The following is a 24,935-nucleotide window of genomic DNA, read 5'->3' as shown; positions in this document are numbered from 1 at the left end:
CGGCAGTACGCCGCGAAACCACCGCAGCGTGCAGGCATGCTAACCCGCTATCACCGGGCTTGTCCCGGCGACCGAGGTGCGGCTGCCGCGAGTCCGGGGGCGTTCACGGCGCTCGTCGTGCCGAGTTGTGCCGGGACGCAGGAACTCCGGGCAACGGCTGGTCGAAGGCCCACTTCCCCGGTCGAGGCGACCATCACGAGAACCGCTCGGTCGTCCCCGCCGACGTGCACAAGGTGCGCTCCGCGGTGGCGGCGAGGCGTTCCACGTCGAGTCGGCGGCGGGGAACGCTCACCTTGCACTACGACAACGGCTCGAACGAGGGTGTCGACACCGAACAAGCCGGAGTCGTCACCGATAAGTGAGTCGGCGCGGACAGCTGTGCGTGCGCCCGGGGCCTGCTCGCGCGAGGTGGGCGTGCTGCGCGGATCGCGGGTGTCAGCGGGGTGATGTCGCCCCACACGGGAGCGGACGGAAGTATGGCGGCATGCTGCGCAGTTTTCAGGTGACCAATCACAGATCGCTGGCCGATGAGCAGGAGCTGCGGCTGACCAAGGGGAGCGGGCCGGTGGCCGTTCCGGTGACCGCTGTGCACGGCGGCGCCGCTGCGGGAAAGACGAACCTGATCGACGCGCTCGGGCAGATGCGTGACGCGGTGCTGCACTCGGTGACGGGGTGGGATCCGTACGCGGGGCCGGTGCGTGCCCCGCATCTCGGATTCCCGGAGCGGCCCTCGGAATTCGTGGCGTCGTTCGTCGCCGAAGGCGTGCCGTATACCTATGGTTTCCGGCTGGACAACGCCGATGTGACGGCCGAATGGCTGCACACCCACCCGCGCTCGCGCAAGCGAATCGTGTTCGAGCGCAGCGGCGAACAGATCAAGATCGGCCCGATGTTCGAAGCGGCGCGGTACGGGATCACCGCGCTGGCTCCGCTGGTCCGTCCGAACGCCCTGCTGCTCAGCCTCGCGGGCCAGATGTACTCCGACGCGCTGGTGCCCGCCTACCGATGGTTCGAGTCCATGCTCGAGGTGCAGCGCGGTCCCGCCGAACCCGACGCCATCGCCCACCGGCTGGGCAGCCACATCTCCCGCTCCCCGGACAACGCGGTGCGGCTGCTGATGCTGCTGCGTACGGCCGAGCTGGGCATCACCGATCTGCTCGTCGCCGAGCCCGACCCCCTGTACGCCGATTACCTGCGCGAACTGGACGCCGACATCACCGGCCTCGGCAAACAGATCGACCTGTGCGCCACCTCGCCCGGCTATGCCGACCAGTTGCTGCGCGACAACGGCCTGACCGCCGTGCTGCTCGAGCGCGAACTGACCAACTTGAAGGCCGCGCGCGACGCCCTGTACGCGCGGATGGTGGCACGGCGCGGGGTCGGCCTGAACCTCGTGCACGACGGCATCGACACCCCGTTCGGGATCGCCGACGAATCCTCCGCCACGCTGTCGTTGCTGCGGGTGCTGCCCGCCATGCTCGACGCGCTGGACGCGGGCCGCGTGCTCGCCGTCGACGACATCGGCGCGTGCCTGTCGGCCGAGGAGACCGATCGGCTGATCCAGCTGTTCCAGAACCCGGAGACGAATGCCCGTGGCGCTCAACTGATCTTCACCACCGACAACCGGATGCTGATCGATCGGGGCAACGGGCGCTCGCAACGCACCCGCGTGTCGGTCTGGCAGGTCCGGCGCACCGGCCGGGGCACCAGCGAGCTCGCCCCGGTGTGACGCGCACCTAGCATGGGGACATGCTGGAGTTCGTCGCGCTGGTGACCCTGACCGCGGTGCTCGTGTCGCTGATCGTGTTCGCGATCCGCGGCAGGCGGGGCTATCAACCGGCGAACCCGGAGGAGGGGACGCTCTACATCACCGGTGTGAGCCCGCGCCCCGATGTTCCCGGCGAGCAGTACGTGACCATCACCGGGAACCTGACCGGTCCTTCGGTCTCCGGCAAGGTCGTGTACGGCCGCTTCGTGTGGGACACGAGTTCCTGGCCGGAGACCGGCGATCTGCTCCGCGTCGTCTATCCGCCGGGCAAGCCCGATCGCTGGCGCATCGCGCGGTCCGGCTGAGCGTCCTCCGAGCGCCGACGCCACGCCGCACACGGGCAGCGCGGTCGTGCGAGGTGGACGTGCCGCAGCCCGCGTGATGCGACGGGAGATACCGGTGGACGACGGACGTGCCGTAGCCCACGTCATGGTCGATGGCATCATGCCGGGTATGGATGTGCGGGACGCGGGCGTCGTCGTCCGGGAGGCGCGGCCGGACGAGTACGACGCGGTCGGCGAGCTGACGGTGGAGGTCTACGTCGGCGAGGGCTTCGTGGAGGCGGGCAGCTGGTACGCGGGCGAGCTGGCCGACACCGCCCGGCGTGCCGGCTCGGCCCGGATCCTGGTCGCCACGCACGCGGGCCGGATCGTCGGCTCGCTCACGGTCGCACCGGCGGGCAATCCGTACGCGGAGATCGCGCTGCCGGGTGAACTGGAATTCCGCATGCTCGCCGTCGCGAAGTCCGCGCGCGGACTCGGTGTGGGAACGGCTCTGGTGCGCACGGTGATCGATCAGGCTCGCGCGGAAGGCCGCGCCGCGGTCGCTCTCACCACCATGCCCGCCATGGCCGACGCCCGCCGGATATACGACCGCTTCGGCTTCCGTCCCGTGCCGAGCCGCAACTGGCGCACCAGCGCGGGGGAGCTGCTGCACGTGCTGCGGCTACCGCTCGACCCTTCCGGCGAATCCGTCTGAGGAATTATCGCTTTCGGGCCGCTGAGGCGGGGTTCGCCGACAGCGCTCGGCCGTGTCGGGCAGCGGCTGCGCCCCGGCGGGCTTTCCGGCGGAACGAACCTTCCCGACTCGACGGGGTGGCATCTACCGTGCCGGGACCGGAACGAGGTAGGCGGCGAGAGTTCGCATCGGTGTGCGCTCGGGGCGCGAAATCCGCTGCGCCGCTGCGGAATCAGCCGAGGACGGTGGCGACGATCCCCGAAAGGTAACCCAGCCGGGCCACCTCGGACGGCCGGAAGTCGGGGCCGCCCGGCCGGCCGAGCAGCAGCACCTTGCCGGTGTTGCCGAGTGGAGCGGCGGCCAGTTTGGTGTCCATGTCGCGCCAGATCTCCGGCACCCAGTCGGCTTCGGGATCGAGCACCGAGGGCTTCTCCAGCGGCATCCACGGCGCCGAACCCGCTTGCGTCTGCGGCGCGCTCGGGCTGCCCACCACCCGGTAGGCGCCCTGCGGCCCGATGTCGATGATCGTGCTCCAGCCCACCCGCAGTACCCGCGGCACACCGTCCACCAGTACTTGCATCCGGTCGTCGCGAGCGCTGGCGACCTGATCGATGAGTTCGAGCTCACGGTGGGTGTCGAGCACGCCGGAGTACGGGCGGATCGAGTCCACGTGCACGTCGCCGATCGATTCGGCGGCGGTGATGAGGGTGTCGGGGAGCGCTCCGGAGGGCACTTCGACGACCAGATCGTCGACGGCGTAGCCGGCACCGCGCTCGACCACATCCAGCGAGAGGATGTCGGCGCCGACGGAGCCGAGTGCGAGAGCGAGAGAGCCGAGGCTTCCCGGTCGATCCGGAAGTTGCACGCGGAGCAGATACGACACGTGCGTTTCCTTTCTTAGAGCGGCCGAGGCTCTGAACGAATACCCGGGTCACGCAATACTTACACCCCTTACGGCCGGTTATCGAGTCGAAGACCTTCCAGTGACGCACGCCACTCGGCGAATTCGCGCCAAAGCGGCGTGTCGAGCTAGTCCGATCGGACGTGTCGCGGGCGGGAAGCGGTTGCCGGGCGTCGCCCGCGCCGCCGCGCCGACGAAGCGCGGGTGCCGGATGGTGACCTGGTCGCCGGTGGCTAGGCTGTGTGGGTTGAGCACAGTCGATAGTTGATACCGAAGCCGAAAGGGGTCCCGCGGTGCCCGCCATCTCCCGCGACGAGGTCGCACACCTCGCCCGGCTGTCCCGGCTCGCGCTGTCCGATGCCGAACTGGATCAGTTCGCCGGACAGCTGGATTCGATCCTGAGCCACGTGCGGACCATCTCCGAGGTCACCGCCGCCGACGTCCCGGCCACGGCGTCGCCGAACCCGGCGACCAACGTGACCCGGCCCGACGAAGTGGTGCCCGGCCTGACCCCGCGCGAGGCGCTGTCCGGCGCGCCCGCGGTGGACGAGCAGCGGTTCATGGTGCCGCAGATCCTGGGAGAGGGCGAATGAACGCAGCATCGCATCGCGACTCCGTGGGTGGCGGTGGCCGGGATACGGGTGGGTCCGACCTGACCACGCTGTCCGCTGCCGAGCTGGCCGGTAGGATCCACGGCCGCGAGCTGTCGTCGGTGGAGGTCACCCGAGCGCACCTGGACCGGATCGCCGAGGTCGACGGCGAGTACCACGCCTTCCTGCACATCGCGGGGGAGCAGGCGCTCGAGGCCGCGGCCGCGGTGGACGCCGCGATCGGTTCGGGCGCCGCGCCCGCCTCGCCGCTGGCCGGAGTTCCCCTGGCGCTCAAGGACGTGTTCACCACCACGGACATGCCGACCACCTGTGCGTCGAAGATCCTCGAGGGCTGGGTCTCGCCCTACGACGCGACGGTCACCAGGCGGCTGCGCGAGGCGGGCATCCCGATCCTCGGCAAGACCAACATGGACGAGTTCGCCATGGGCTCCTCCACCGAGAACTCCGCCTACGGCCCGACCCGCAACCCATGGGACACCACCCGCATCCCGGGCGGTTCGGGCGGCGGCTCCGCGGCGGCCCTGGCCTCGAACCAGGCGCCGCTGGCCATCGGCACCGACACCGGCGGGTCGATCCGCCAGCCCGCGGCCGTCACCGCCACCGTCGGCACCAAGCCGACCTACGGCACGGTGTCGCGATTCGGCCTGGTCGCGTGCGCGTCGTCGCTGGACCAGGGCGGCCCGTGCGGCCGGACGGTGCTGGACACCGCGCTGCTGCACGAGGTGATCGCGGGATACGACCCGCGTGACTCCACCTCGCGCGACGTGCCGGTGCCGCCGGTGGTGGCCGCCGCCCGCGCGGGAGCGCAGGGCGATCTGCGCGGCGTCAAGATCGGTGTGGTGAAAGAACTGCACTCCGACAGCTACCAGCCCGGCGTGCTCGCCTCCTTCGACGCCGCCGTGGCGGTGCTGAAGGATCTCGGCGCCGAGGTGGTCGAAGTGTCCTGCCCGCACTTCGAGTACGCGCTGTCGTCCTACTACCTGGTGATGCCGTCGGAGGTGTCGTCCAATCTCGCGCGGTTCGACGCCATGCGCTACGGCCTGCGCGTCGCCGACGACGGGCAGCACAGCGCCGAGCAGGTCATGGCGGCCACGCGCGCGGCCGGGTTCGGCCCGGAGGTCAAGCGGCGCATCATGATCGGCACCTACGCGCTGTCGGCGGGCTACTACGACGCCTACTACGGCCAGGCGCTCAAGGTGCGCACCCTCATCGCCCGCGACTTCGACCAGGCCTACGAGCAGGTCGACGTGCTGGTCTCGCCGACCAGCCCGTTCACTCCGTGGAAGCTGGGCGAGAAGGTCGACGATCCGCTGGCCATGTACCTGTCGGACCTGTGCACGCTGCCGACCAACCTGGCGGGCCACCCCGCGATGTCGGTTCCCTCCGGTCTGAGCAAGGACGACGGCATGCCCGTCGGCCTCCAGATCATGGCGCCCGCCCTCGCCGACGACCGCCTCTACCGGGTGGGCGCGGCCTACGAGGCCGCCCGCGGCCCGATCGCCTGACGTTCTTCGCGGGAGCCGCTCGATCCCCGCACGGGTTGTGCGGTAGCCGAGCGGCTCCGCGAGATCGCTATGCGGGCCAGGTGAATTCGGGGTCTTCGGCGTAATCGCGGCGACGTTGATCCAATGCGAGCGCGACCATTTGGTGTGCGCCAGGCCCGATGATCTTGCGTAGCGGGGGATTCGGCATGTCCACCAATGCGATCAGGCCTGCCGCGCCGACTTCGGGCGGAGCTTCGGTCCACTCGGATCCATCTTCCGGTGCGGATTCCGCTGTGGGAGGTGCCGGTTCGTTCGTCTCCGGCAGGTCCGCGCTGCCCTGAGTTGGTGCCGGATAGTCCGGCATGCCGAGGATGGCGGTGCGCAGCTGCGCGTAGGCGGAGATCGCCGACGCGAACCGCATGCTCGACTTGGCCCACTCGGTGTCGAAGCCGCCCAGCTGTGCGAGCGTGACCCGGATGCCGAATGGCCGCAGTTCGTCGGCGAGCGCGGCGCTGAATCCCTCCAGGGCCCATTTGCTCGCGTTGTAGAGGCCGAACAGGGGCAGGCTGCCCACGGCGCCGACGGTGGAGATCTGCACGATGTGCCCGGAGCCCTGCGCCCGCAGGTGTGGCACGGCGGCTTGGGAAACCCAGAGGGCTCCGAAGAAATTGGTCTCCATCTGCTCGCGGATCTGAGCTTCGGTCAGTTCCTCGATGGCGCCGACCAGACCGTAGCCCGCGTTGTTCACGATCACATCGATCGTGCCCATCGCCGCGAACGCTTCGCCCACGGTGGCGAGGACGCTCTCGCGCTCGCGAACGTCCAGGGGCAGCACGGTCAGGCGGTCGTCGGCGAGCTCCGCGAGGGATTCCGTATTCCGCGCGGTCGCGACGACGCGATCGCCCTGCGCGAGCGCGGCCGTGGTGAATGCGCGGCCGAGTCCCCGGCTTGCGCCGGTGATGAACCAGGTTCTGGTCACGGGAGATCCTTTCGTCACGAGACGCTCCGTCTCGTTGGATACCGTGCCAAGGCGGTTTCTACTTGTCAAGACGAGACGTTTCGTCTCGTTAAGTGCTACCGTGACGGCATGCCCGACACCCCCACAGCCGCGCGCCGCAGCGAGCGCGCCCGTGCGGCGATACTCGCCGCCACAGCCGAGCTGATCCGCGAGGTGTCCTACGCGAAGTTGAGCATCGAGGCGATCGCGGCCCGCGCGGGGGTCGGCAAGCAGACGATCTACCGCTGGTGGCCGTCGAAGGGCGCTGTCGTCTTCGATGCCATGCTCGAATCCGACTCGGGTCCAGCGGGTCTCGCGCTACCCGACACCGGCGACATCGCCGCGGACCTGCGCCCGCTGCTGCGCGGTTCGGTCGTCGCGCTGACCGATCCCGGGTTCGAATCCTTCCTCCGCGCGATGTACATCGAGATCCAGCAGGATGCCGAATTGGCCGCCGCCTATCGCGAGCGCCTGCTGTTGCCCCAGCGCGCCGCTGTGGCCGACCGGTTGGCCGCCGCCGTCGCCGCCGGGGACCTGCGCGCGGGCCTGGATCTCGAGCTAGCCGTCGATCTGCTGTTCGGTCCGACGCAGATGCGGTGGTCGCTGGGGCTCGGCGGGCTCACCGAGGCCTACGCCGACGCCGCGCTCGATGCGGCGCTGGCCTATCTGCGCGGGTGAAGCCGCTCGTGAGTTCGCTTCGACGCCTTCCGGCCGATCGTGCTCAGGAGGCCCGCAGCGATTCGGCCTGCTTCCGGACGCCGTCGGTCATGCCCTCGAAGCCGCGCCGCAGGTTCTTGCCGAGCAGCGCGACGACCACGGGATGCAGCCATCCGCCGAGTTCGAAGTGCGACTCGTAGCGGGTGCGACCGTCCGGAAGTGGCGTCACCGTGTGCGAGCGCAGGCTGTGCAGCGCGCCGGGAGGCACCGGTTTCATCGAGTAGCTGAGCTCCCGGCCCGGCGTGTGCGAACGAATCCATTCCCGCTGCTTGCGCGGGCTCGATCCGGAGACCCGGACCAGCATGTCGATCGGCTCGCCGGGCACCAGTGAACTGCGGCACTCGGTGACGAAGGGATTCCACTCGCCGTAGCGGGGGAAGTCGGTGATCACCTGCCAGACCAGCTCGGCGGGGGCGTCGATGTCGGCGGCGAGGTCGATGACGAAGGCCATGCGGAAATTAGAACATGTTCTAGACGGTCCCGCGCGGGCGCCGCGCCGAACGGCTCAGCAGGAACCCATGGCGGTGCCCTGATCGGTGCCGTAACGGTGACCGTGGCCCGGCGGAGCGTGCAACGCGCCCAGCAGATCGGCGGTCGTCTGCGCGAAGCCGATCACCGGAAGCCACTGCGGAACCGGGGCGTCGACGCGGGCCCCGGTGAGGTCGGGCGCGCGCCACAGCTGCGCGAGCGACCAGTGGATCACCGGGTCGGAGCTGTTCGCCAGCACTGTCGCGCCGCCACGGTGGACGCGGTTGGCCGGAGGTCCGGCCCACAGCGCCGCGCAGGTCCGGCCGTCCTGCTCGGCGTCGCCGGAGAAGACGGCGTTGCCGCCGAGGGCTCCCAGGCTCTGCCCGTACAGGTACAGCTTCGGCGGGTGTGCCAGTCCCTGGATATGGCGTTCCACGGCGGTGAACAGCGTGCGTGCGGCGGTAACGGCCGCGTCTCGGCCGAACACGAACGTCGCCCAGCTCGGGAGATAGGAGTACTGCAACCCGACCAGCGCCACATCGCCGTCGAAGCGCTGATCGAAGCCCGCCACGGCGTTCGCGTCGATCCAGCCCGAGCCGGTGGGTACGGTGACGACCAGGTGGGAGCGCGTGAAGCCGCCGGAGCGCTCCAACTCCCGGATCGCCAGCGCGACGCGAGTGTCCAGGTCGGGCGCCGAGGCCACCCCGATGTAGACCCGCACGGCTCGGGCCGGCGGATCGCTGACGAACTTCCGCCCCTCGGCGCCCAGCGACGTCCAGCTCACCGCGGATTCGGCGCTACCGGCCCCGGAGTACGAAACCGGGCGCACCAGAGCGGGATCCAGCTCGGCGTTGGCCCGCGCGTACACCGACTCCCGCCATCCGACCATCGCGGGTACGCCGACGAGATACAGCAGAACCGCGACGACGGCGGCCAGCGAGACGCCCCGCGCCCAGCCCAGTTTCCGCGCTGCCCAGGCGATCGAGCGGGCGGCGCAGGCGAACAGTCCGATGATCAACGCGGCGCCGAGCGCACACCGCACCCAGTAGCCCGTGCCGATCGGCGGCGTGTTCATCGCGGCGCGAAGCCGGTTCTGCCAGTGCCCCGCGTTCGCCGTCGCGCCCAACACCAGCACCGCCGTCGCGATCAGCAGCGGCAGTCGGGCCCACGCCTGGCGCTCGTCGATGTCGAATCCGCAGCGTCGCAGGGTGATCCGCAGTATCCCCGCCACTCCGAGAGCGAGTGCCGCGAGGAGCCCGGTCAGTACGGCTTGCGCGCTCGGTGTGCGAGGAAGCAGTCCGGGTGCCAGCGAGGCCAGGACTCCGGTCCCGATGCCGAGCGTCGTGCCGATCCGCGGCGGCACGACCCGGCGGGCCCCGGCGGCGAACCATGTGCGGCGATCCGAAGACTTCAGGACGGACCAGGTCATGGCAGTACCGGGTCCGTGGCGTACGACAGGGCCGCCGCGGGTATGGGGCCCCGCCGCCGGTTGCGCAGCACGAGAACCGCCGTCAGCCCGGCGATCCCGGCGCCGAGCGCGCCCAGTAGCTGCCAGCTCGTCGTCGAATCGGTGTCCGCCGCGCCGAGCAGGGGCTCGACCACGGGTGCGCCGTAGTCCTGCCTGCGCGAGTTCAGATCGACGGCGGTGTTCGCGATCGATGCCATCGCATCGCAGCGGGCGCGGGAGAACGAGTCGCCGCGGGCGGCGCAGGCCTGGTGCATCTGCCGGTCCAGCGTCGCGTCCAAGGCTTGCCGCGCCCACGGGCCCAGCGGTTCGCCGCGCCGGTCGGCGTAGCGCAGCAGGTCGTAGCCGAGGTCGTGGGCTTTGCACGCGGTATCGAACTCCGCGGGCAGCGTCACCGGAGAAGAGCAATCGCCGCGCGGATTGACCAGCAGGCCGTCCATCGTGCTCGGCCGGTAACCGAACGACGCGACGAAGTCCGCCGGGATCGCGGTCAGCGCCTCGGAGCCGCCCGCGGCCAGTTCGGCGACGGCGGCGCTCGCCTGCGCGCTCTCGATCGGCGCGGCCGTCGCTGCGGCCTGCGGGGCGGGGGCCAGGAAGACCGTCGCCGCCATGGTGGTCAGCGCCGTCGCGGTGAGCGCAGCGTAGCGTCGCGTGTGGACGGTGACGGAACTGGATGCGACGGAATGGATTCGGGCTCCTACGGCCGCGGACCGGGTCTCGCGCCCGGCGCTGGTCGGTGTGCTCATGGCGACGACGTTAGGGAATCGCTTCCGGCGGCCGCCTCACGCCCGGGGACGTTTCCCGTGCCGTGCCGCCGGGGGAGCGGTCGCACGGTCTCCCCCCGGGGTAGCGGGCCGGAAATCACCCGTGGGTATGAGGCCGCGGTGAACTGCGAGTTCCTAGTGTCGTAGGCATGAACGGAGAAAGTCGCGCCTGGACGCGACGGCTGGACGCGCGGACCTGGTTCGACCTCGGCACGCTACTGGTCGCGCTGATCTGGTACGCGGTGGCTTGGCCGACCCTGCACCTGACCCACGCCGTCCCCACCGCGGCGCAGCCGTTCATCGCCGCGCTCGCCGCGTTCCCGGTGCTGCTGGTACGGATCAACCCGGCGCTGGGCTGGTCGATCTCGGCGGGCTCCGCGCTGGTGATCGCGCTGGCGATACCGCATCAACCGAACAACGACCTGCCGTTCCAGGTCGTCCACATGCTGTGCCTGCTGGTGCTGCTGCTCGCGGTGGCGGTGCGCGCCCCGGGGCAGATTGCGGCGGTGGCGTGGGCGGCGACGGCCCTGCTGTTCGCGACCACCATGCCCGGCGAAGGGGAGGCGTTCGCGAACGCCGCCTGGGGCTGGCCGATCGCGCTGGCCGCGCTGGTGCTGTTCGGCCTGCTCATCCGCTGGCTGGCGCTGTCGCGGCGGCAGCTGGTGCGCCAAGAGGAGGCCAACGAACTCGAGCGGGCCCGCCGGGCAATCCTGGAGGAGAAGGCTCGCATCGCCCGCGATCTGCACGACGTCGTCGCCCATCACATGTCCCTGGTGGTGGTGCAGGCGCAGACCGCGCCGTACCGGGTGGAGGGCGTCACCCCGGCCGCGCGCGCCGAGTTCGAGTCCATCGGCGCCACGGCCCGCGAAGCGCTCAACGAGATCCGCGGCATGCTCGGTGTTCTGCGCAGCGACGGCCAACTGCCGGATCACGCGCCCCAGCCGAAGGCGGCCGACGTGATCGCCCTGTTCGAGGGCGCGCGACGCGCGGGGGTCCACATCGAGTGGACCGTCGACGGCGCGCTGGACACGATCGCGGAGACCACCGGCCTCGCCCTCTATCGCGTCGTGCAGGAATCACTGTCCAACGCGTCCCGCCACGCCCCGGGCGCCCCGGTCCAGGTGCGCATCAGCCACGGCGCGGAACTACTGCTCGACGTCCAGAACGGCCCGGGAGCGACGCCCGCCCGGCCGGTCGGCAACGGCGGCCACGGCATCGCGGGCATGCAGGCGCGAGCCCTGGCAGTCGGCGGTGAGGTGACGGCGGGGCCGCGGGCGGACGGTGGTTTCATAGTTCACGCGCGCTTCCCGCTCAGCGCGCCGGACGCCGCCGTTGCCGCTGTCGCCGCCGCGCCCGGCGAACCCGAACGTTGAGTGCCGGGCCGCTGGTGCGGACGAGTCGTGGAGCGTACGCGCCGGTCGATGCCGGTGTGGCGTTGTCGGCAGCCGCCGCCCAGATGCCGACGGCCACCCGACAGGCTGCTGTCCCACGTGGCCACGGAGGACAGCGCCACTGGGCGAACGGCTCGGCGGGCGGAGGCCCGGGGCAATTAGGGTGAGCGGGTGGCAATTACGGTGTTGATCGCCGACGACCAGGCGATGGTCCGGCAGGGGTTCGGGGCGTTGCTCGCGGCGCAGCCGGATATCAGTGTGGTGGGCGACGCGGCCGACGGCAAGGCCGCGGTGGCCGAGGCGAAGCGGCTGCGTCCGGATGTCGTACTGATGGACGTGCGCATGCCGGAGATGAACGGGCTGGACGCCGCCCGCGCCATCCTGGCCGCCGGATTCGAGCCGCCGGTGCGCGTGTTGATGCTCACCACCTTCGACATCGACGACTACGTCTACGAGGCGCTCGGTCTCGGCGCCAGCGGGTTCCTGCTCAAGGACGCGCCCGCCGAGGAACTGGTGCGCGCGGTGCGCGTGGTCGCCGACGGTCAGGCGTTGCTCGCGCCCACGGTCACCCGCAGGCTCATCGCCGACGTCACCCGCCGCCGCGGCGCGGCCCGCGCAAAGCCTGCGCCGCAACTGTCCGCGCTGACTCCCCGCGAGCGGGAAGTGCTGGAACTGATCGCGAAAGGCATGTCGAACTCCGAGATCGCCGAAACCCTGTTCGTGGCCGAGCAGACCGTGAAGACCCATGTCTCCAAGGTCTTCTCGAAACTGAACCTGCGGGACCGGGCGCAAGCGGTGGTCCTGGCCTACGAGACCGGCCTGGTCACCCCCGGCTGAGCCGGATCACAGCGGCGGGCAGGACCCGCCGCGCAGTTCGCCCAGATGACGACCGAGCATCCGCGCCATCCGGCTCAGGATGGTGGTGGAGTCGTCGAAGCTGCCGGAATCGGCCGTCGCCGCCATGGCAACGGCGATCATGCCGGACCGCACCGGCACCAGCCCGAACTGGCGGACGGTGTAGACGCCGGTCACGTCGTCGGGGCCCCAGCCGCCCTTGTAGGCCGTGCCCTCCAGTACGCCCAGACCCCACGCCTGTTCGGGGGTGATCTCCGTCATCAGCTCGGTGACGTGGAACGATTCGGGCAGGCAGGGCAGCCGGGAGGCGAAACGGGCCTGGTTGGCCAGCGTCCATTCGGTACCGCCGAAGGAGTTGTAGTCCAAGGTGGTGCGCGGGCCCGCCACCCCGGTCGTGGCGTCGCCCGCCTCGTCGATCACGTCCTGGACCGCCTTGGCCGCTGCCAGCCCGTCGCCGAGCGATTGCCACAGCGCCTCGGCGGCGTCGTTGTCCGACCAGGTGATGGCGGCCTCCACCTCCTGCCGGATCTCTTCTTGGGAGTCGTGCCGCAGCGCCGCGATCGCGAGCGGCACCTTGATGGTCGACCACGCGATGCCGCTGACCCAGTCGCCGTAGACGGTCATCCGGCCACCGCCCACGGGCATGATCGCCATGCCGACCTGTCCGCCCAGCTGCGGCTGCAACTGGGTGAAATCGGCGGCCAGCGAGTCCGGCACCGACACCGCGAGGTTCGGCCGCCATGCTCCCGCCGTGTCGACGACCACGGCGGGTGTCTCGGTGGCGGCCCGATCGACGGGGAACAGAGTGCACGAGGTCAACGTGAGCAGCACCACCATCGCTCCGGCGCGTAGCGCCACACGACACGTCGAAGCGGATCTCGTCGACCTCACCACCGAGTCCTCCCCACCACCGGTGACACGGTCACACTGTAAATCGGCGGTGCAAAATAGCTCATCGGGCTCGTCCGGCCGGTGACCGGACGAGAGACATCGCCGCGGCGCGACGGCGTCGACAGCACGATGTCTCGACCATAGTTTTGCCGATCTTCCCGGAGAATTCGAAACTCCGTGGCCACGGCGTCACCCGGTAGGCTCCAGGATCGGTATGAAAGCGCCCGGACGTGCGGTCCGGGCGCCGCGGTCACCTGAAGGGGGCGTGTTGCTCAACAGCGGTGCGGTGTTCGCCGGGTTCACCATAGAGAGGCTGCTCGGCCAGGGCGGCATGGGATCGGTGTATCTCGCCAGGCACCCCAGGCTGCCACGGCAGACCGCGCTCAAACTGCTGAACCGGGAGTTGTTCACCGACGCGGAGGTCCGGGCCCGGTTCGAGCGGGAGGCGGACCTGGCGGCGCAGCTGGACCATCCGAACATCGTCGCGGTGTACGACCGCGGCACCGAGGACGAACAGCTGTGGATCTCCATGCAGTACGTCGATGGGGTCGACGCGGCGACGGTGAACCCGCAGAGCCTGCCGCCGGAGCGGGCCGTGCAGATCATCGAGGGCGTCGCGTCCGCACTGGATTACGCGCACGGGATGGGTGTGCTGCACCGTGACGTCAAGCCCGCGAACATCATGCTGGCGCGTGCGGTGGGCGGCCAGGGCGAGCGGGTCTTCCTCACCGATTTCGGCATCGCCCGGCTGCGCGAGGATTCCACCCACCTGACCCAGACCGGCATGTTCACCGCGACGCTCGCCTACGCCTCGCCCGAGCAGATGACCGGTGCGCACCTGGACCACCGCTCCGATCAGTACTCACTGGCTTGCGCGCTGTATTGGTTGCTCACCGGCATCGCCCCGTTCGACGCTCCCGCCCCGGCCGACATCATTCGCGGACACCTCCAGTTGCCGCCGCCCTCCGTCGCGGCACGGCGCGCCGGTCTGTCCCCCGCGCTCGACGCGGTGATCGCGAGGGCCATGGCGAAGCGGCCCGACGACCGATTCGCCTCCTGCGTCGAATTCGCCTCCGCCGCACGGCGCGCGCTCACCGAGCCCGCGCCGACGGTGGTGGCCGCGCAGTACCAGCCGCAGCCCGCGCCCACCGTCCTCGCGCAACCGGCGTACCCCGTGCCGGAGGCGAGTCCGCCGACCTACGTCCCCACGGCATCCACCCCGAGCTACACCGCGCCGCCGCAGTACCACCCGAATCCGACCGGCGGACAGCAGTTCCCGGCGTCCAACGGATATGCCGCGGCAGCTCCGCAGCCGAGTTATCCCGTGGCGCCACCACATTCCGCCCCGCCGCCGATGGGTTACCCGTCGCACCAGCCGCCGGGATATCCGTCGCAAGGGCGTTCCAACACCGGCCTGATCGTGACGATCGTCCTGGTGATCGTGGCGCTGTTGGTCGGTGCGGGCATCATCGTCGCGAAGGTGGGATTCTCGGATTCCGCGTCGCCGCTGGACCTCGGCACCAAGACGCCCGCGGGCCCCTCCGATGCGGACAAGCTCGCCAAGGCGTTTCCCGAACTGCTACCCCAGGGTGTCGACACGAAATACGACATCGGTTCCGGCCCGGGCTATGGCGGTAAGACCTGTTTCCTCGGCACCGCCAAACCGGGCGGCAAGGTGTCCAGCGCCAACGGCGTACCCGACTTCCCGAACTGGGCGAGGGCCTGGAACTGCTGGGGCACGCCGATCGCCGACCCCGATTACGTCCTCATCGGTTTCAAGTCGCCGCAGGACGCCCAGGCCGCGGTGCGGGACCTGCCGTCGAACACGGCGGCGACCGAACGCAACGGCGGCAAGTCGTATTCGACCTACCGCTGGCAGGAGAAGACCAGCGGGTTTCCGGACGGCTATCTCGTCGTCGACTTCGACGACGATCCGGCCCGGTCGAGCTACCTGCTGTTCGCCACGGTGACCCTCACCGACAGCAACCCGGGCTCCGGCTTCGGCATCACCGCGGCGAAATTCAAGACGTGGTTCGCCGACCTGCCGCTGTGAACGCTCAGTCGACCGCGAGGGCCTCCACGATCGGCAGCCGGGCCGCGCGCAACGCGGGCGGGATCGACCCGAGCAGCGCCAGCGCCAGCGCGATCATGCCGTAGACCAGCAGCATCGGGCTCGGCCGGTAGGCGACGTCGATGGTCAGGGCGTGCCCGATCGCGACCGTGCCCAGGAACTGCACCGCCGCGCCGAGCGCCAGACCCAGCACCGCGCCGACGATCCCGATTCCGGCGGCCTCGGCCAGCACCGAACGCATCAGGAATTTGCGCCCGGTGCCCATGGCGCGCAGCACGCCGAGTTCCCTGCGGCGCTCCAGCACCGAGAGCATCAACGTGTTGAGCAATGCCACCGTGGCCACCAGCACCACGATCCACAGGATGGCGTTGCTCATCGCCATGCCCTGCTCGATGCTCGACGACGCGGCGACCACGGTGTCCGCGCCGGTGTCCACGTTCAGCTCCGGCGGCACCACCTGCCGGATCGCCGCGAGCACCGCCGCGCGATCGGCGCCGGGCGCGATGTCGGCGGCGATCACCGTCTCGCCGGGCCGCTCGTACCAGGTGCGCAGCAGGTTCAGGTCCATCATCACCACGCCGGCGATGGCGGAGAAATACGGGATCACCTGCAGCACCCGCACCGTGTGCGGGCCGGTGGGCGTCGGCAGGGTGAGTTCCGCGCCCACACCGACGCCCAGCGAGCGCGCCACGTCGCGGGAGATCGCCACGCCCTCTCCGGCCGACAGCCGGGCGACCGAATCGTCGGTGAGCATGCGCATCCGCGTCTCGCGCGCATCCGGCGGAAACCCTTGCAGCATCACGCGAGTGCCGCCGAGGGTGGCGAAGGCCATCTGGGCCGGGCTGAGGTGCGCGACGCCGGGCACCGCCGCGAGCTTGTCCCGCAGATCAGCGGGCAGCAGCGGCCCGGTGGGGAACTGCGCCATCGAGGCGGGGCTGATGTAGACGTCGTTGCGCGCCAGATCCGTGAAAGTGACCGTGGCCGAGTCGATCATGTTGCTCGAGGCGCCGCTCATGCCGACGGTGGCCCCGACGCCGATCATCACCGTCATCGCCGTGGCCCACACCCGCCGCGGCGCGCGTTCCAGGGTGGTCGCGCCCAGTGCGCCGGGAGCGCGGAACCAGCGCGCGATTCCCGCGGCGGCCCGCACGATCGGACCGGTGGCGGCGAAACAGAGCAGGATCGCGGCGATGAACGAGATCGAGATGGCGGTCAGCGAATAGCGGCCGAGATCGCTGCTCGCGATCAGCACCGCGGCCCCGGCCAGCCCGCCGCCTGCCACGACGGCCAGCCAGCGCAGCAGCGGGCTCGCCGTATCGGTCCGCCCGGCCCCGACCGGTGCCAGCGCCTCGATGGGCTGGACCTTGTACACCTGCCGCGCGGCCAGCGACGCCGCGAGCACACTGGTGAACACACAGGCCACGACGGCGAACGGAATCACGTACCAGGGCACCGAGTATTCGGTGCGCGCCTCCACCGACTCCACGATCGCGGTGGGCAGCGTGCCGATCGCGACGTTGCCCATGAACACGCCGAGCGCCGCGCCGACCGCGCCGCCCAGCACGCCGAGCAGCCCGGCCTCGGCCAGCAGATCGCGCACCATCGGTCCGCGTTTGCCGCCGATCGCGCGCAACAGCGAGAGCATCGGTCTGCGCTGGGCGATCGCCATGCTCATCGCGTTGTAGATGAGGAACGCCGAGACGATCAGCGCGGCGGCCGACGCCATGGTGGTGGAGTAGCGGACCATTTGGATCGCCCCGCCCGCCTGCGCGGTGCGCAGACTCGGCTCGGCCACCACCGCGCGGCCGTCCACCGCCTCGGTGAGCGCCGCGCGCACCTGCGCGAGGTCGGCCCCATCGGCGGGAATGATCTGCACGGAATCCAGCCGTCCCGCGCGATCGGTGACCTTCTGCGCGAGCCCGAGCGGAGCGGCGATGAGGTGACCGCCGTTGAGCTTGCCGGAAGTCTTCTCATCGAGGATGCCCGCGACGGTGACCGTCGTACCGCCCAGCGTGAACTGCTCGCCCTCGGCCCGGTTCAGTCCCGTGCCAACCAGCACCCCGTTGGGCACCGAGAGCAGCTTTCCCGTGAAAGCGCTCATCGGCGTGGTCAATTCGCTGCCCAGCGCGCCGATATTCGAATCGGCGCCGATCAGCAGCGCGCGGTCGGCGCCGGTGCCGATCTGCGTCCGCAGCATCGGCACCGCCACCGCGACGCCGGGTGTGGTCGCGATCCGCCGCAGCAGTTGCTGGTCGAAGCCCGCGTCGGTGATACCGCTGACCTCCAGCTGCGCCTTGCCGCCCAGGCCGCGGGTCAGCTTGTCCACCGAGCCGGTGACCGAGCCGGAGATGCTCAGCACCGCGACCAGCAGCGACGCCGAGACGCCCATCACGATCAGCGACATCATGGTGCGGCCGCGATGGGCGAGCAGTTCGCCGATATTGAACAGCCGCAGACGATCCCACGCTGCGCCGATCACGCGGTGACCTTCCCGCTTCGCTGCCGCCTCCGGCCCTGACCGCTCATGCTCATGCGTTGACCGTCCGCTCGACCTTGTCATTGGACCCGATCCGGCCGTCGCGCAGCGTGATCACCCGGTCGCAGTAGGTCACCGCGCCCATGTCGTGGGTCACCATCACCACCGAGCTGCCGGCTCCGGCGATCTCACCGAGCAATTCGAGGATGGCGGCGCCGGTCTTGGAGTCGAGGTTGCCGGTGGGCTCGTCGGCCAGGATCAGCGGCGGCTCCATGATCAGCGCCCGCGCCACCGCCACTCGCTGCATCTGCCCGCCGGACAATTCGGCGGGACGGTGCTCGGCCCGCTCGGCCAGCCCGACCCGGTCGAGCAATTCCAGGGCGCGCGGCTTGGCCTTACGCAAACCCGTGCCGTCCAGCAATTTCGGTATCGCCACGTTCTCCCACGCCGAGAGCGTGGGCAGCAAATTGAAGAACTGGAACACGAAACCGACCTGGTGGCGCCGGAACGCCGACTGCTGTTCCTCGTCCAGCGCGCCGATCTCCTCGCCCCGGAACCGGATCGAGCCCGCGTCGGGACTGTCCAGCGCGCCGAGCAGATGCAACAGAGTGCTCTTGCCGGAACCGGAGGGCCCGATGATCGAGGTGAATTCCCCCGTCTCGATACGCAATCCGACGTCGTCGAGCGCGCGGACCGCCTGGCCGCCGACCCGGTACTCCTTCGTCACGCCCGATAGTTCCAGCATCGCCGGTTCCGGCATCGTTGTCCCCCGCTCCGTACGGTCGATCAATTCTTCGTTCCTCATCGCGCGCTACCGCGCCATGGCCTCCGACGCGAGTTTGCGGCGACGATACTGCGCGTCGAGCACCGCGCGCAGCACCGGCTGCTCGGCCGACAGTTCCAGATAGGCCTCCATCGCCGTCAGCCCTTGGTCGAGTTTCGCGGCGAAATGCAGGTTCCACCGGTAGCGCAGCGTGAGCAGGAGCCCCTTCGCGCCACCGAACAGCCGATCCAGGTCATCGAACCCCTCGAACAGGTCGGGATCGGCCGGGTCGAGCGCCGCGCGGGTGAGCACGGTGTGCACGATGTCGGTTCGAGCGTGCTGATCCGTCCAGGACATGGCCATCGCCTTCCTCTGTGAACTATCGCCCACGCTACGGACGCGACGGTCTTGTTGTCGTCGTGCCAGGGACCCGAATGCGTCTCCGCCCACGGTAGGAGCGGCGGCCCGCTCGCGGGACGATGTACCGGCCCGGATGCGGCGGCTAGCCTTACAGAATGGGTTCGACCGGCGTAGCCGAAGCACCGCCCGGTACGCCTCGCGCGGGCCGCGTGCGGGCCTCGATACGGCGTGTCCGGGAGCGGTTCGCCGAGTTCGCGCGCGATCCGATCGCGGCGTTCCGCCGCAGCGTCGAGGAGTTGCCATACGACTATCCGCCGTCGGTCATCGTCAGCGTCGATATCGCGGTCTTCGCCGTGGCGGTCGCGGCGGCGGTGCAGCGGCACAGCTACTTCCCGACCCCGCTCCCGATCGTCGCGGTCTTGTTGACCTGTGCATTCGGTCCGTTGCACGCGTTGCTCGGCGTGCTGCCGCGCCCGCTGCTGCTCGGCGTGCTGGCCATGGCGGCCGAGGCGCTGTTCCTCGCCCAACCGGTCGCGGCCGACTTCGCTCCGTTCGTCCTGGTGGCCGCCGCGGGGGAGATCGCGGCGATCGCGCCGAAACGGGTGAGCATCCCGGTCACGGTCGCGATGATGCTGCAACTGGTCGCCTTCGATGCGATCGGCCACGTCCCGGAAGGGTTGCCCACCTATCTGGTCGGCATCGCGTTCGGCTGGATGGCCGGGCTGATGCTGCAATATCAGCGCCGCTTCCTCTACCAGGAACGCGGCTACCAGGACATCCGCGCGGCGCAGGCCGCCGACGAGGAGCGCCACCGGATCGCGAGGGAGGTGCACGACGTGATCGCGCACTCGCTGAGCGTCACGCTGCTGCATCTCACCGCCGCCCGGCACGCGTTGCAGACCGACCGCGACGTGGACGAAGCCGTGGAAGCGCTGACCGATGCCGAGCGGCTCGGGCGGCAGGCGATGGCCGACATCCGCCGCACCGTCGGCCTGCTCGACGCGCGACCCTGGAAGCAGGTCCCGGAACCGGGCGTGGAGGACATCGAGGACTTGGTCGGCGATTTCGTGCGAGCGGGCCTGGACGTGCGATACGACCGCGACGGCGATGTGGGCGCGGTGTCACCCGCAGTCGGGCTCGCGCTGTACCGGATCTGCCAGGAGTCGCTGGCGAATGTCGTCAAGCACGCGCACGGCGCGTCCGCCAGGGTCCGGCTTGCGGTGGACGCGACGATGGTGACCCTCACGGTGGACAACACGGTGCCCGGGGGACTACCCGCCCACCGCGGCGCGGGCATGGGGCTTTCCGGCATGCGCCAGCGCGCCGAACTACTCGGCGGCCGCATGACCGCGGGCACGTCGGACCGCGGCTGGTCGGTGCGCGCCGGTGTTCCGCTCGCGCCCGGCCGCGGCGGGCTGTCGTGTCCGGTGCTGCCCGGGTCCACGACGAACGGACGGGAGGGTTCGTGAGCGAGCGTCAGCGAGTCGACCGGGAATACGGCGTGTCGTCGTCGCGACCGATGGAGCCGGGCTTCGGCGAGGTGGTTGTGAGTGAGCGTCGGCGGGTGAGCCGAGGATGCGGTATGCCGTGGCGAAGGGTCGAGCGGGGCGTGGATGAGGTGGTTGTGAGTCAGCGTCGGCGGGCGAGCCGAGGATGCGGCGTGCCGTCGCGCACGGCAGAGCCGGGCGTCGGCGAGGTTCGGTCGTGAGCCTGACCTCGCCCGCGAGTGGCGAAGACGCCGTGACGGTGCTGGTGGTGGACGACCAGGAACTCGTGCGCGGCGGACTGCGGCGAATCCTGCGCAGGCGGGACGGATTCGTGGTCAGCGAGTGCGCCGACGGGGACGAGGTCACGGCCGCTGTGGCCCAGGCCCGCCCCGACGTGGTGCTGATGGACCTGCGGATGAAACGGGTCGGCGGCATCGACGCGACCAGGATGCTGCGGGCGCGCGACGGCGCTCCGCCGGTTCTCGTGCTCACCACCTTCGACGACGATCAGCTGCTGTCCGGGGCGCTGCGCGCGGGCGCGGCCGGATTCATCCTGAAGGACTCGCCCGCCGAGGACCTCATCCGCGCGGTGCGGATGGTCGCGGGCGGCGGAGCCTGGCTCGACCCCGCGGTGACCGGCCGCGTGCTGTCGGCCTATCGCACGGTGCGCCCGGTGCGCACCAACACCGATGCCCGCCTGTCCGACCTGACCGCCCGCGAGTACGAGGTGCTCGAACTGATCGGGCGCGGCCGGGTGAACGCGGAGATCGCTCGCGAGCTCGGCATCTCGGAAGTGACCGTGAAAAGTCATGTGGGACATATCTTCGGGAAGCTCGAACTCCGGGATCGCGCCGCGGCGATCGTGTTCGCGTTTGACCACGGGGTGGTGGCACCCGGAGAATCCACTCTGTGACGGGTGGGCTCCGGTCGCGTACCGCGTGATCTCGGTGTGCGATCCCCGCCCGGGATGCGGAGGATGACGGGTGCAGGAACCTGGGCCGAGAACCGGCACGCGTTTCGGGCCGTACGAACTGCGGTCGCTGCTGGGCAAGGGGGGAATGGGGGAGGTCTACGAGGCATACGACACGGTCAAGGACCGCGCGGTCGCGGTCAAGCTGCTGTCGGAAGAACTCGCCAAAGACCCGATGTACCAATTGCGTTTCCGGCGCGAATCGCAGGCCGCCGCCCGGCTGGCCGAACCGCACGTCATCCCGATCCACGACTGGGGCGTGATCGACGGCGTGCTGTTCATCGACATGCGGCTGGTCCGGGGCGCCGACCTGCGCACCATGTTGCGCGGTCAGGGGCCGCTGAGCCCCGCCCGCGCCGTCGGCATCATCGAGCAGATCGCCTCCGCCCTGGACGCCGCGCACGCGAGCAATCTGGTGCACCGCGACGTGAAACCGGCGAACATTCTGGTCACCGACGCGGATTTCGCGTATCTCGCCGATTTCGGCATCGCGCACACCGAGGGCGACAGCGCGGTGACCCTGGTCGGCATGGCGGTCGGCTCCTATATCTACATGGCCCCGGAACGCTTCGACGTCGGACCGGTGACCGGCCGCGCCGACGTCTACTCGCTGGCCTGCGTGCTGCACGAATGCCTGACCGGAGCGACGCCGTTCCCGTCGGCCAGCATGAACGTGCTGATCAAGTCGCACATGTCCGATCCGCCGCCGCGGCCGAGCGCACAGGCCGCAGGCATTCCTGCCGCGTTGGACGAGGTGGTGAGCCGCGGTATGGCCAAGGACCCGGCCGACCGCTTCCCGACCGCGACGGCGTTGGCCAGGGCGGCGCGCGCCGCGCTCACCTCCGCGCCTGCCACCGGGCCGATGCTGGTGGTGCGGGCCCCCGACCGGTCCCAGCGCCCCGGTGCGGCGGCCGCGCCGGAATCGACGGGCGAACACTCGCTTCCCGCGGTGATCCATCCGAGCGGGCCGACGGTGATCCGGCCGGCGGAATTCCAGTTCACGCCGCTTCCGCCCGCGGAAACGACGCCGCCCCCCTCGGGGCCGCGAGTGCTGTCGACGCCGGAGGTGGAATTGCCTCCGATGCGCCCCTTCCCGGACGCGCACCTGTACCCGGAAACCCAGGCATATCTAGAATCCGCGGGATACCCGCAGGCACCGGAGCATTCGGCTCCGCCGACGCAGGTGTATCCGCAGAATTTCGCCGATCCGGCCGCACAGGACTACTTCGATCCCGGGCAGGCCTACCCGGGACAGCCGCAGGACTTCGCGCAGGCCGATCCCGACGCCACGCGAAGCTATGCGGAACCGACTGGAGATCGGGCGTATTCCGACGTGCCGCCGCAGCCGCACGCGGGACAGGCGGACAACGCGCAGGCCGAGTTCGATGCCACGCGGAGATTCGCGGAACCGACCGCGATTCAGGCGTATTCCGACGTGCCGTCACAGCCGTACGCGGCACCGGCGGATGACTTCGCGCAGGCCGATCCGGATGCCACGCGAAGCTATGCGGAGCCGACCGAGGTTCGGGCGTATTCCGATATGCCGCCGCACGCCTACTCCCAGGCGCCTGGTTACGCCTTCGCCGAGGGGGCGCATCCGGGAGTCGAGAACTACCCGGAGCCCGCGCCCTATCCGGATCGAGGACCCGGCTCGGTCGCCCCGCAGGGCGCGTCCGGTTATCTTCCCGCACCGGACGCGGCGCCGACCCAGTATCTGGAACCGGCAGGGCAGGACGGCTACGGGGCGCGTACCGACTATCCGCCGCACGGTGACTACCCCGCGCGCACCGGCTACCCGGTGGGCCGCGACGAGCCGGAGTACGGCTACGACGACTACGACGAGTCCGATTACTCCTCGTCGCGTGCGGGTCGCTCGATAGCGCTGCCCATCATGGTGGCCGTCTTCGCCATCGTCGCGCTGACCGTCGGCGGCGCGATCGCCTGGCAGTCGTTCGGCTCCGGCGAGGTCGAGCCGACCTCCGCCGCCGCCCTTTCCGAGGCGCCCGCGCCGGCCGCGCGGCCCAGTACCCAGGCGCCGACCCGCACGTCGTCCTCGCCCGCGACGTCCACCTCGGCGAAGATGACTCCGGTGACGCTCCCTCCGGGCGCGAAACCGTGCGGCCAGGGGCAAGCTGCCTCCGGGACGTTCACCCAGTCGGCGACGGGTACCCCGGTGACCAGTTGCGCGTTCGCGGAAGCGGTGCGCAGCGCCTATGCCGCGAACGGTGCGGCGCAGAACGCGACTCGCGACGCACCGCGCACGATCGTCGCGACCAGCCCGGTCACCGGCCGGTCCTACACCATGAACTGCCTGCCCGAGGGGCCGCTCGTCACTTGCAGCGGCGGTGAGAACGCGGTCGTCTACGTCTACTGACGGCTGCCCGAATGATGCCGCGTCGCCCGGAATGGGGGACCGGCTAGGGCACGGCCGGGGTTCCGCCCGCGACCACCGGCAGGCCCGCCGCCTTCCACGCCCGGAACCCGCCCACGAGGTCGGTCACCCGCCGCAGCCCGAGGCGCAACCCGTCGGCCGCCGCGAGACTCGAGGCGTAGCCCTCGTTGCACACGATCACGACGGGAGTGTCCGAGGTGAGGCTCGGTAGCCGGTGATCGCCGTTCGGATCCAAGCGCCACTCCAGGACGATCCGTTCGACCACTACCGCGCCGGGTATCTCGCCCTCGGCGACCCGGTTCGCGTGCGGCCGGATGTCCACGATCAGTCCACCCCGGGACTGCACCGCGGCGGCCTGCTCCGGTGTCACCCGCTCCAGCCGCGCCCTGGCGCGCGCGACCATGTCCTCGGCGCCTGTACTCATCGTGCTCCCACTCCGCTCACCGACGTTCCTGCGAAGTCCGCCAGCGTACGGTATTCGCGGACCGGCCGGAGCGGCGGCGAGTACGCGTGCACCGACGCGGCCGGCCACAGCTTGTCGTTGCGCAGCTGGTGCGCTCGATCGGGGCCGAAGCCGACCGTGTCGCCCGCTCGCCGTTCCGCCTTCCGGATCGAACCGCCGAGATGCAGATACTCCTCGCTGAGTTCCCCCACGGTCATGGTGAACGCGCCGGAGGCGCCGCCGTGGTCGTGCGGTTCGGTGCCCTGTCCCGGGGCCCAGGACAGCAGCCACAACTCGACGCCCATGGTCAACGCCAGGCGGGTCCACCAGCGCTGATCGGCATCGAATCGCACGATGTCCAGCAGCGGCGTCGCCAATTCTTCGGCCACCAGGCTGGTCAGCCGGTGTAGTTCCGCAGCCGACCACAGCGCCCGCTCCGGGTGGATGGCGTCTCGAACCAGCGGCACGTCGATGTCGGGATGGATGTCGCGCGCGTGCTTGAGGTTCACCGGAAGGGAAGTGGTCACATGTGCTCCTGACGGGATCGGTCGGATGAGCGCTTCGCGGCTGCCGCGTGGATTCTGCGCCGTCGCGGCGCGTTTGACACCAATCACGATCAGCGCGAACAAAATTCGATCGATCGCGGTCAGGGAGCGGTCATACGGCCCGGGGGCGGCCGCCGCGGCGCCCGGCGAGCGCGCGGTT

23 protein-coding genes and 1 pseudogene are annotated in these 24,935 nt (G+C 70.3%); 13 read left to right on the top strand and 11 right to left on the bottom strand.

What is annotated here, in order from left to right:
* Nucleotides 1-125 precede the first annotated feature (125 nt).
* The 4 genes from ABZ420_RS03125 to ABZ420_RS03110 all read left to right on the top strand — a co-directional run bounded on the left by ABZ420_RS03125 (nt 126) and on the right by ABZ420_RS03110 (nt 2,746).
* Complete coding sequence (locus ABZ420_RS03125; protein WP_357116547.1) at nt 126-362, top strand: hypothetical protein; 237 nt, start codon at nt 126-128, stop codon at nt 360-362.
* A 122-nt stretch (nt 363-484) separates the two neighbouring features.
* Nucleotides 485-1,729: an ATP-binding protein gene (locus ABZ420_RS03120; RefSeq protein ID WP_357116545.1), complete on the top strand. Its 1,245-nt coding sequence runs from the start codon at nt 485-487 to the stop codon at nt 1,727-1,729.
* Nucleotides 1,730-1,749: 20 nt separating this feature from the next.
* Nucleotides 1,750-2,073, top strand: a complete 324-nt coding sequence (locus tag ABZ420_RS03115) for a hypothetical protein (RefSeq protein ID WP_357116543.1) — start codon at nt 1,750-1,752, stop codon at nt 2,071-2,073.
* Nucleotides 2,074-2,212: 139 nt separating this feature from the next.
* The gene (locus ABZ420_RS03110) at nt 2,213-2,746 is read left to right on the top strand and encodes a GNAT family N-acetyltransferase (RefSeq protein ID WP_357116969.1); all 534 of its coding nucleotides are present in this window, start codon (nt 2,213-2,215) and stop codon (nt 2,744-2,746) included.
* Nucleotides 2,747-2,957: 211 nt separating this feature from the next.
* On the opposite strand, the gene ABZ420_RS03105 is transcribed toward ABZ420_RS03110, so the two are convergent.
* Nucleotides 2,958-3,608, bottom strand: coding sequence for a hypothetical protein (locus tag ABZ420_RS03105; protein WP_062977055.1), 651 nt, complete (start codon nt 3,606-3,608; stop codon nt 2,958-2,960).
* Nucleotides 3,609-3,919: 311 nt separating this feature from the next.
* Between ABZ420_RS03105 and gatC the strand changes: the two genes are divergently transcribed.
* Nucleotides 3,920-4,219: an Asp-tRNA(Asn)/Glu-tRNA(Gln) amidotransferase subunit GatC gene (gene gatC / locus ABZ420_RS03100; RefSeq protein ID WP_357116541.1), complete on the top strand. Its 300-nt coding sequence runs from the start codon at nt 3,920-3,922 to the stop codon at nt 4,217-4,219.
* Entirely contained in the window at nt 4,216-5,742 is a 1,527-nt protein-coding gene (gene gatA, locus ABZ420_RS03095) for an Asp-tRNA(Asn)/Glu-tRNA(Gln) amidotransferase subunit GatA (RefSeq protein WP_357116539.1), read from the top strand. Before gatC ends, gatA begins: the two co-directional genes overlap by 4 nt.
* Nucleotides 5,743-5,809: 67 nt before the next feature.
* Here gatA and ABZ420_RS03090 read toward each other — a convergent pair whose 3' ends face one another.
* Nucleotides 5,810-6,700: an SDR family NAD(P)-dependent oxidoreductase gene (locus ABZ420_RS03090; protein WP_357116537.1), complete on the bottom strand. Its 891-nt coding sequence runs from the start codon at nt 6,698-6,700 to the stop codon at nt 5,810-5,812.
* Between the two features lie 108 nt (nt 6,701-6,808).
* Here ABZ420_RS03090 and ABZ420_RS03085 point away from each other — a divergent pair, with 108 nt between their 5' ends.
* Nucleotides 6,809-7,396 (top strand): TetR/AcrR family transcriptional regulator, encoded by a 588-nt coding sequence (locus tag ABZ420_RS03085; RefSeq protein ID WP_357116535.1) that lies wholly within the window; start codon nt 6,809-6,811, stop codon nt 7,394-7,396.
* 43 nt (nt 7,397-7,439) lie between these two features.
* Here the strand turns inward: ABZ420_RS03085 and ABZ420_RS03080 are convergent, their stop codons facing one another.
* Genes ABZ420_RS03080 through ABZ420_RS03070 form a run of 3 tightly spaced genes read right to left on the bottom strand, consistent with a single transcriptional unit; the run spans nt 7,440 to nt 10,114 of the window.
* A complete protein-coding gene (locus ABZ420_RS03080; RefSeq protein WP_357116533.1) occupies nt 7,440-7,886 on the bottom strand; it encodes an SRPBCC domain-containing protein in 447 nt (148 codons plus the stop codon).
* 54 nt (nt 7,887-7,940) lie between these two features.
* Nucleotides 7,941-9,332, bottom strand: a complete 1,392-nt coding sequence (locus ABZ420_RS03075) for an alpha/beta-hydrolase family protein (protein ID WP_357116531.1) — start codon at nt 9,330-9,332, stop codon at nt 7,941-7,943.
* Nucleotides 9,329-10,114 carry a hypothetical protein gene (locus tag ABZ420_RS03070; protein WP_357116529.1) on the bottom strand — a complete coding sequence of 262 codons (786 nt, stop codon included), beginning with the start codon at nt 10,112-10,114 and terminating at the stop codon, nt 9,329-9,331. Before ABZ420_RS03070 ends, ABZ420_RS03075 begins: the two co-directional genes overlap by 4 nt.
* A gap of 167 nt (nt 10,115-10,281) precedes the next feature.
* On the opposite strand from ABZ420_RS03070, the gene ABZ420_RS03065 reads away from it, so the two are divergent.
* Together ABZ420_RS03065 and ABZ420_RS03060 are read left to right on the top strand one after the other, a co-directional pair.
* Nucleotides 10,282-11,505 (top strand): histidine kinase, encoded by a 1,224-nt coding sequence (locus ABZ420_RS03065; protein WP_357116528.1) that lies wholly within the window; start codon nt 10,282-10,284, stop codon nt 11,503-11,505.
* Between the two features lie 189 nt (nt 11,506-11,694).
* The gene (locus ABZ420_RS03060) at nt 11,695-12,360 is read left to right on the top strand and encodes a response regulator transcription factor (RefSeq protein ID WP_040868547.1); all 666 of its coding nucleotides are present in this window, start codon (nt 11,695-11,697) and stop codon (nt 12,358-12,360) included.
* Between the two features lie 6 nt (nt 12,361-12,366).
* Here ABZ420_RS03060 and ABZ420_RS03055 read toward each other — a convergent pair whose 3' ends face one another.
* Complete coding sequence (locus ABZ420_RS03055; protein ID WP_357116527.1) at nt 12,367-13,215, bottom strand: hypothetical protein; 849 nt, start codon at nt 13,213-13,215, stop codon at nt 12,367-12,369.
* Between the two features lie 319 nt (nt 13,216-13,534).
* On the opposite strand from ABZ420_RS03055, the gene ABZ420_RS03050 reads away from it, so the two are divergent.
* Complete coding sequence (locus ABZ420_RS03050; protein ID WP_357116525.1) at nt 13,535-15,322, top strand: protein kinase; 1,788 nt, start codon at nt 13,535-13,537, stop codon at nt 15,320-15,322.
* Nucleotides 15,323-15,326: 4 nt separating this feature from the next.
* Here ABZ420_RS03050 and ABZ420_RS03045 read toward each other — a convergent pair whose 3' ends face one another.
* From ABZ420_RS03045 to ABZ420_RS03035, 3 genes are read right to left on the bottom strand one after another with little or no spacing between them, the layout of a single operon-like run.
* Complete coding sequence (locus ABZ420_RS03045) at nt 15,327-17,819, bottom strand: FtsX-like permease family protein (protein ID WP_357116523.1); 2,493 nt, start codon at nt 17,817-17,819, stop codon at nt 15,327-15,329.
* Between the two features lie 49 nt (nt 17,820-17,868).
* Nucleotides 17,869-18,576, bottom strand: coding sequence for an ABC transporter ATP-binding protein (locus ABZ420_RS03040; RefSeq protein WP_357116521.1), 708 nt, complete (start codon nt 18,574-18,576; stop codon nt 17,869-17,871).
* A gap of 51 nt (nt 18,577-18,627) precedes the next feature.
* A complete protein-coding gene (locus ABZ420_RS03035) occupies nt 18,628-18,936 on the bottom strand; it encodes a hypothetical protein (RefSeq protein ID WP_357116519.1) in 309 nt (102 codons plus the stop codon).
* A 158-nt stretch (nt 18,937-19,094) separates the two neighbouring features.
* On the opposite strand from ABZ420_RS03035, the gene ABZ420_RS03030 reads away from it, so the two are divergent.
* The 3 genes and pseudogenes from ABZ420_RS03030 to ABZ420_RS03020 form a co-directional block, all read left to right on the top strand.
* Complete coding sequence (locus ABZ420_RS03030; protein WP_357116517.1) at nt 19,095-20,408, top strand: histidine kinase; 1,314 nt, start codon at nt 19,095-19,097, stop codon at nt 20,406-20,408.
* Nucleotides 20,409-20,685: 277 nt separating this feature from the next.
* Entirely contained in the window at nt 20,686-21,339 is a 654-nt protein-coding gene (locus tag ABZ420_RS03025; protein ID WP_357116967.1) for a response regulator transcription factor, read from the top strand.
* A gap of 70 nt (nt 21,340-21,409) precedes the next feature.
* Nucleotides 21,410-22,237 (top strand): annotated as a pseudogene (locus ABZ420_RS03020) (serine/threonine-protein kinase); the annotation flags it as partial.
* Between the two features lie 1,576 nt (nt 22,238-23,813).
* Here the strand turns inward: ABZ420_RS03020 and ABZ420_RS03015 are convergent.
* Nucleotides 23,814-24,212, bottom strand: a complete 399-nt coding sequence (locus tag ABZ420_RS03015) for a rhodanese-like domain-containing protein (RefSeq protein ID WP_357116515.1) — start codon at nt 24,210-24,212, stop codon at nt 23,814-23,816.
* A complete protein-coding gene (locus ABZ420_RS03010; protein WP_357116513.1) occupies nt 24,209-24,757 on the bottom strand; it encodes a cysteine dioxygenase family protein in 549 nt (182 codons plus the stop codon). The genes ABZ420_RS03015 and ABZ420_RS03010 overlap by 4 nt, the downstream gene beginning before the upstream one ends.
* Nucleotides 24,758-24,935: the final 178 nt, after the last annotated feature.

Source organism: Nocardia sp. NPDC005745, assembly GCF_040630775.1.
Classification (GTDB): domain Bacteria; phylum Actinomycetota; class Actinomycetes; order Mycobacteriales; family Mycobacteriaceae; genus Nocardia.
This window is presented reverse-complemented; position numbering and strand designations above follow the sequence as displayed.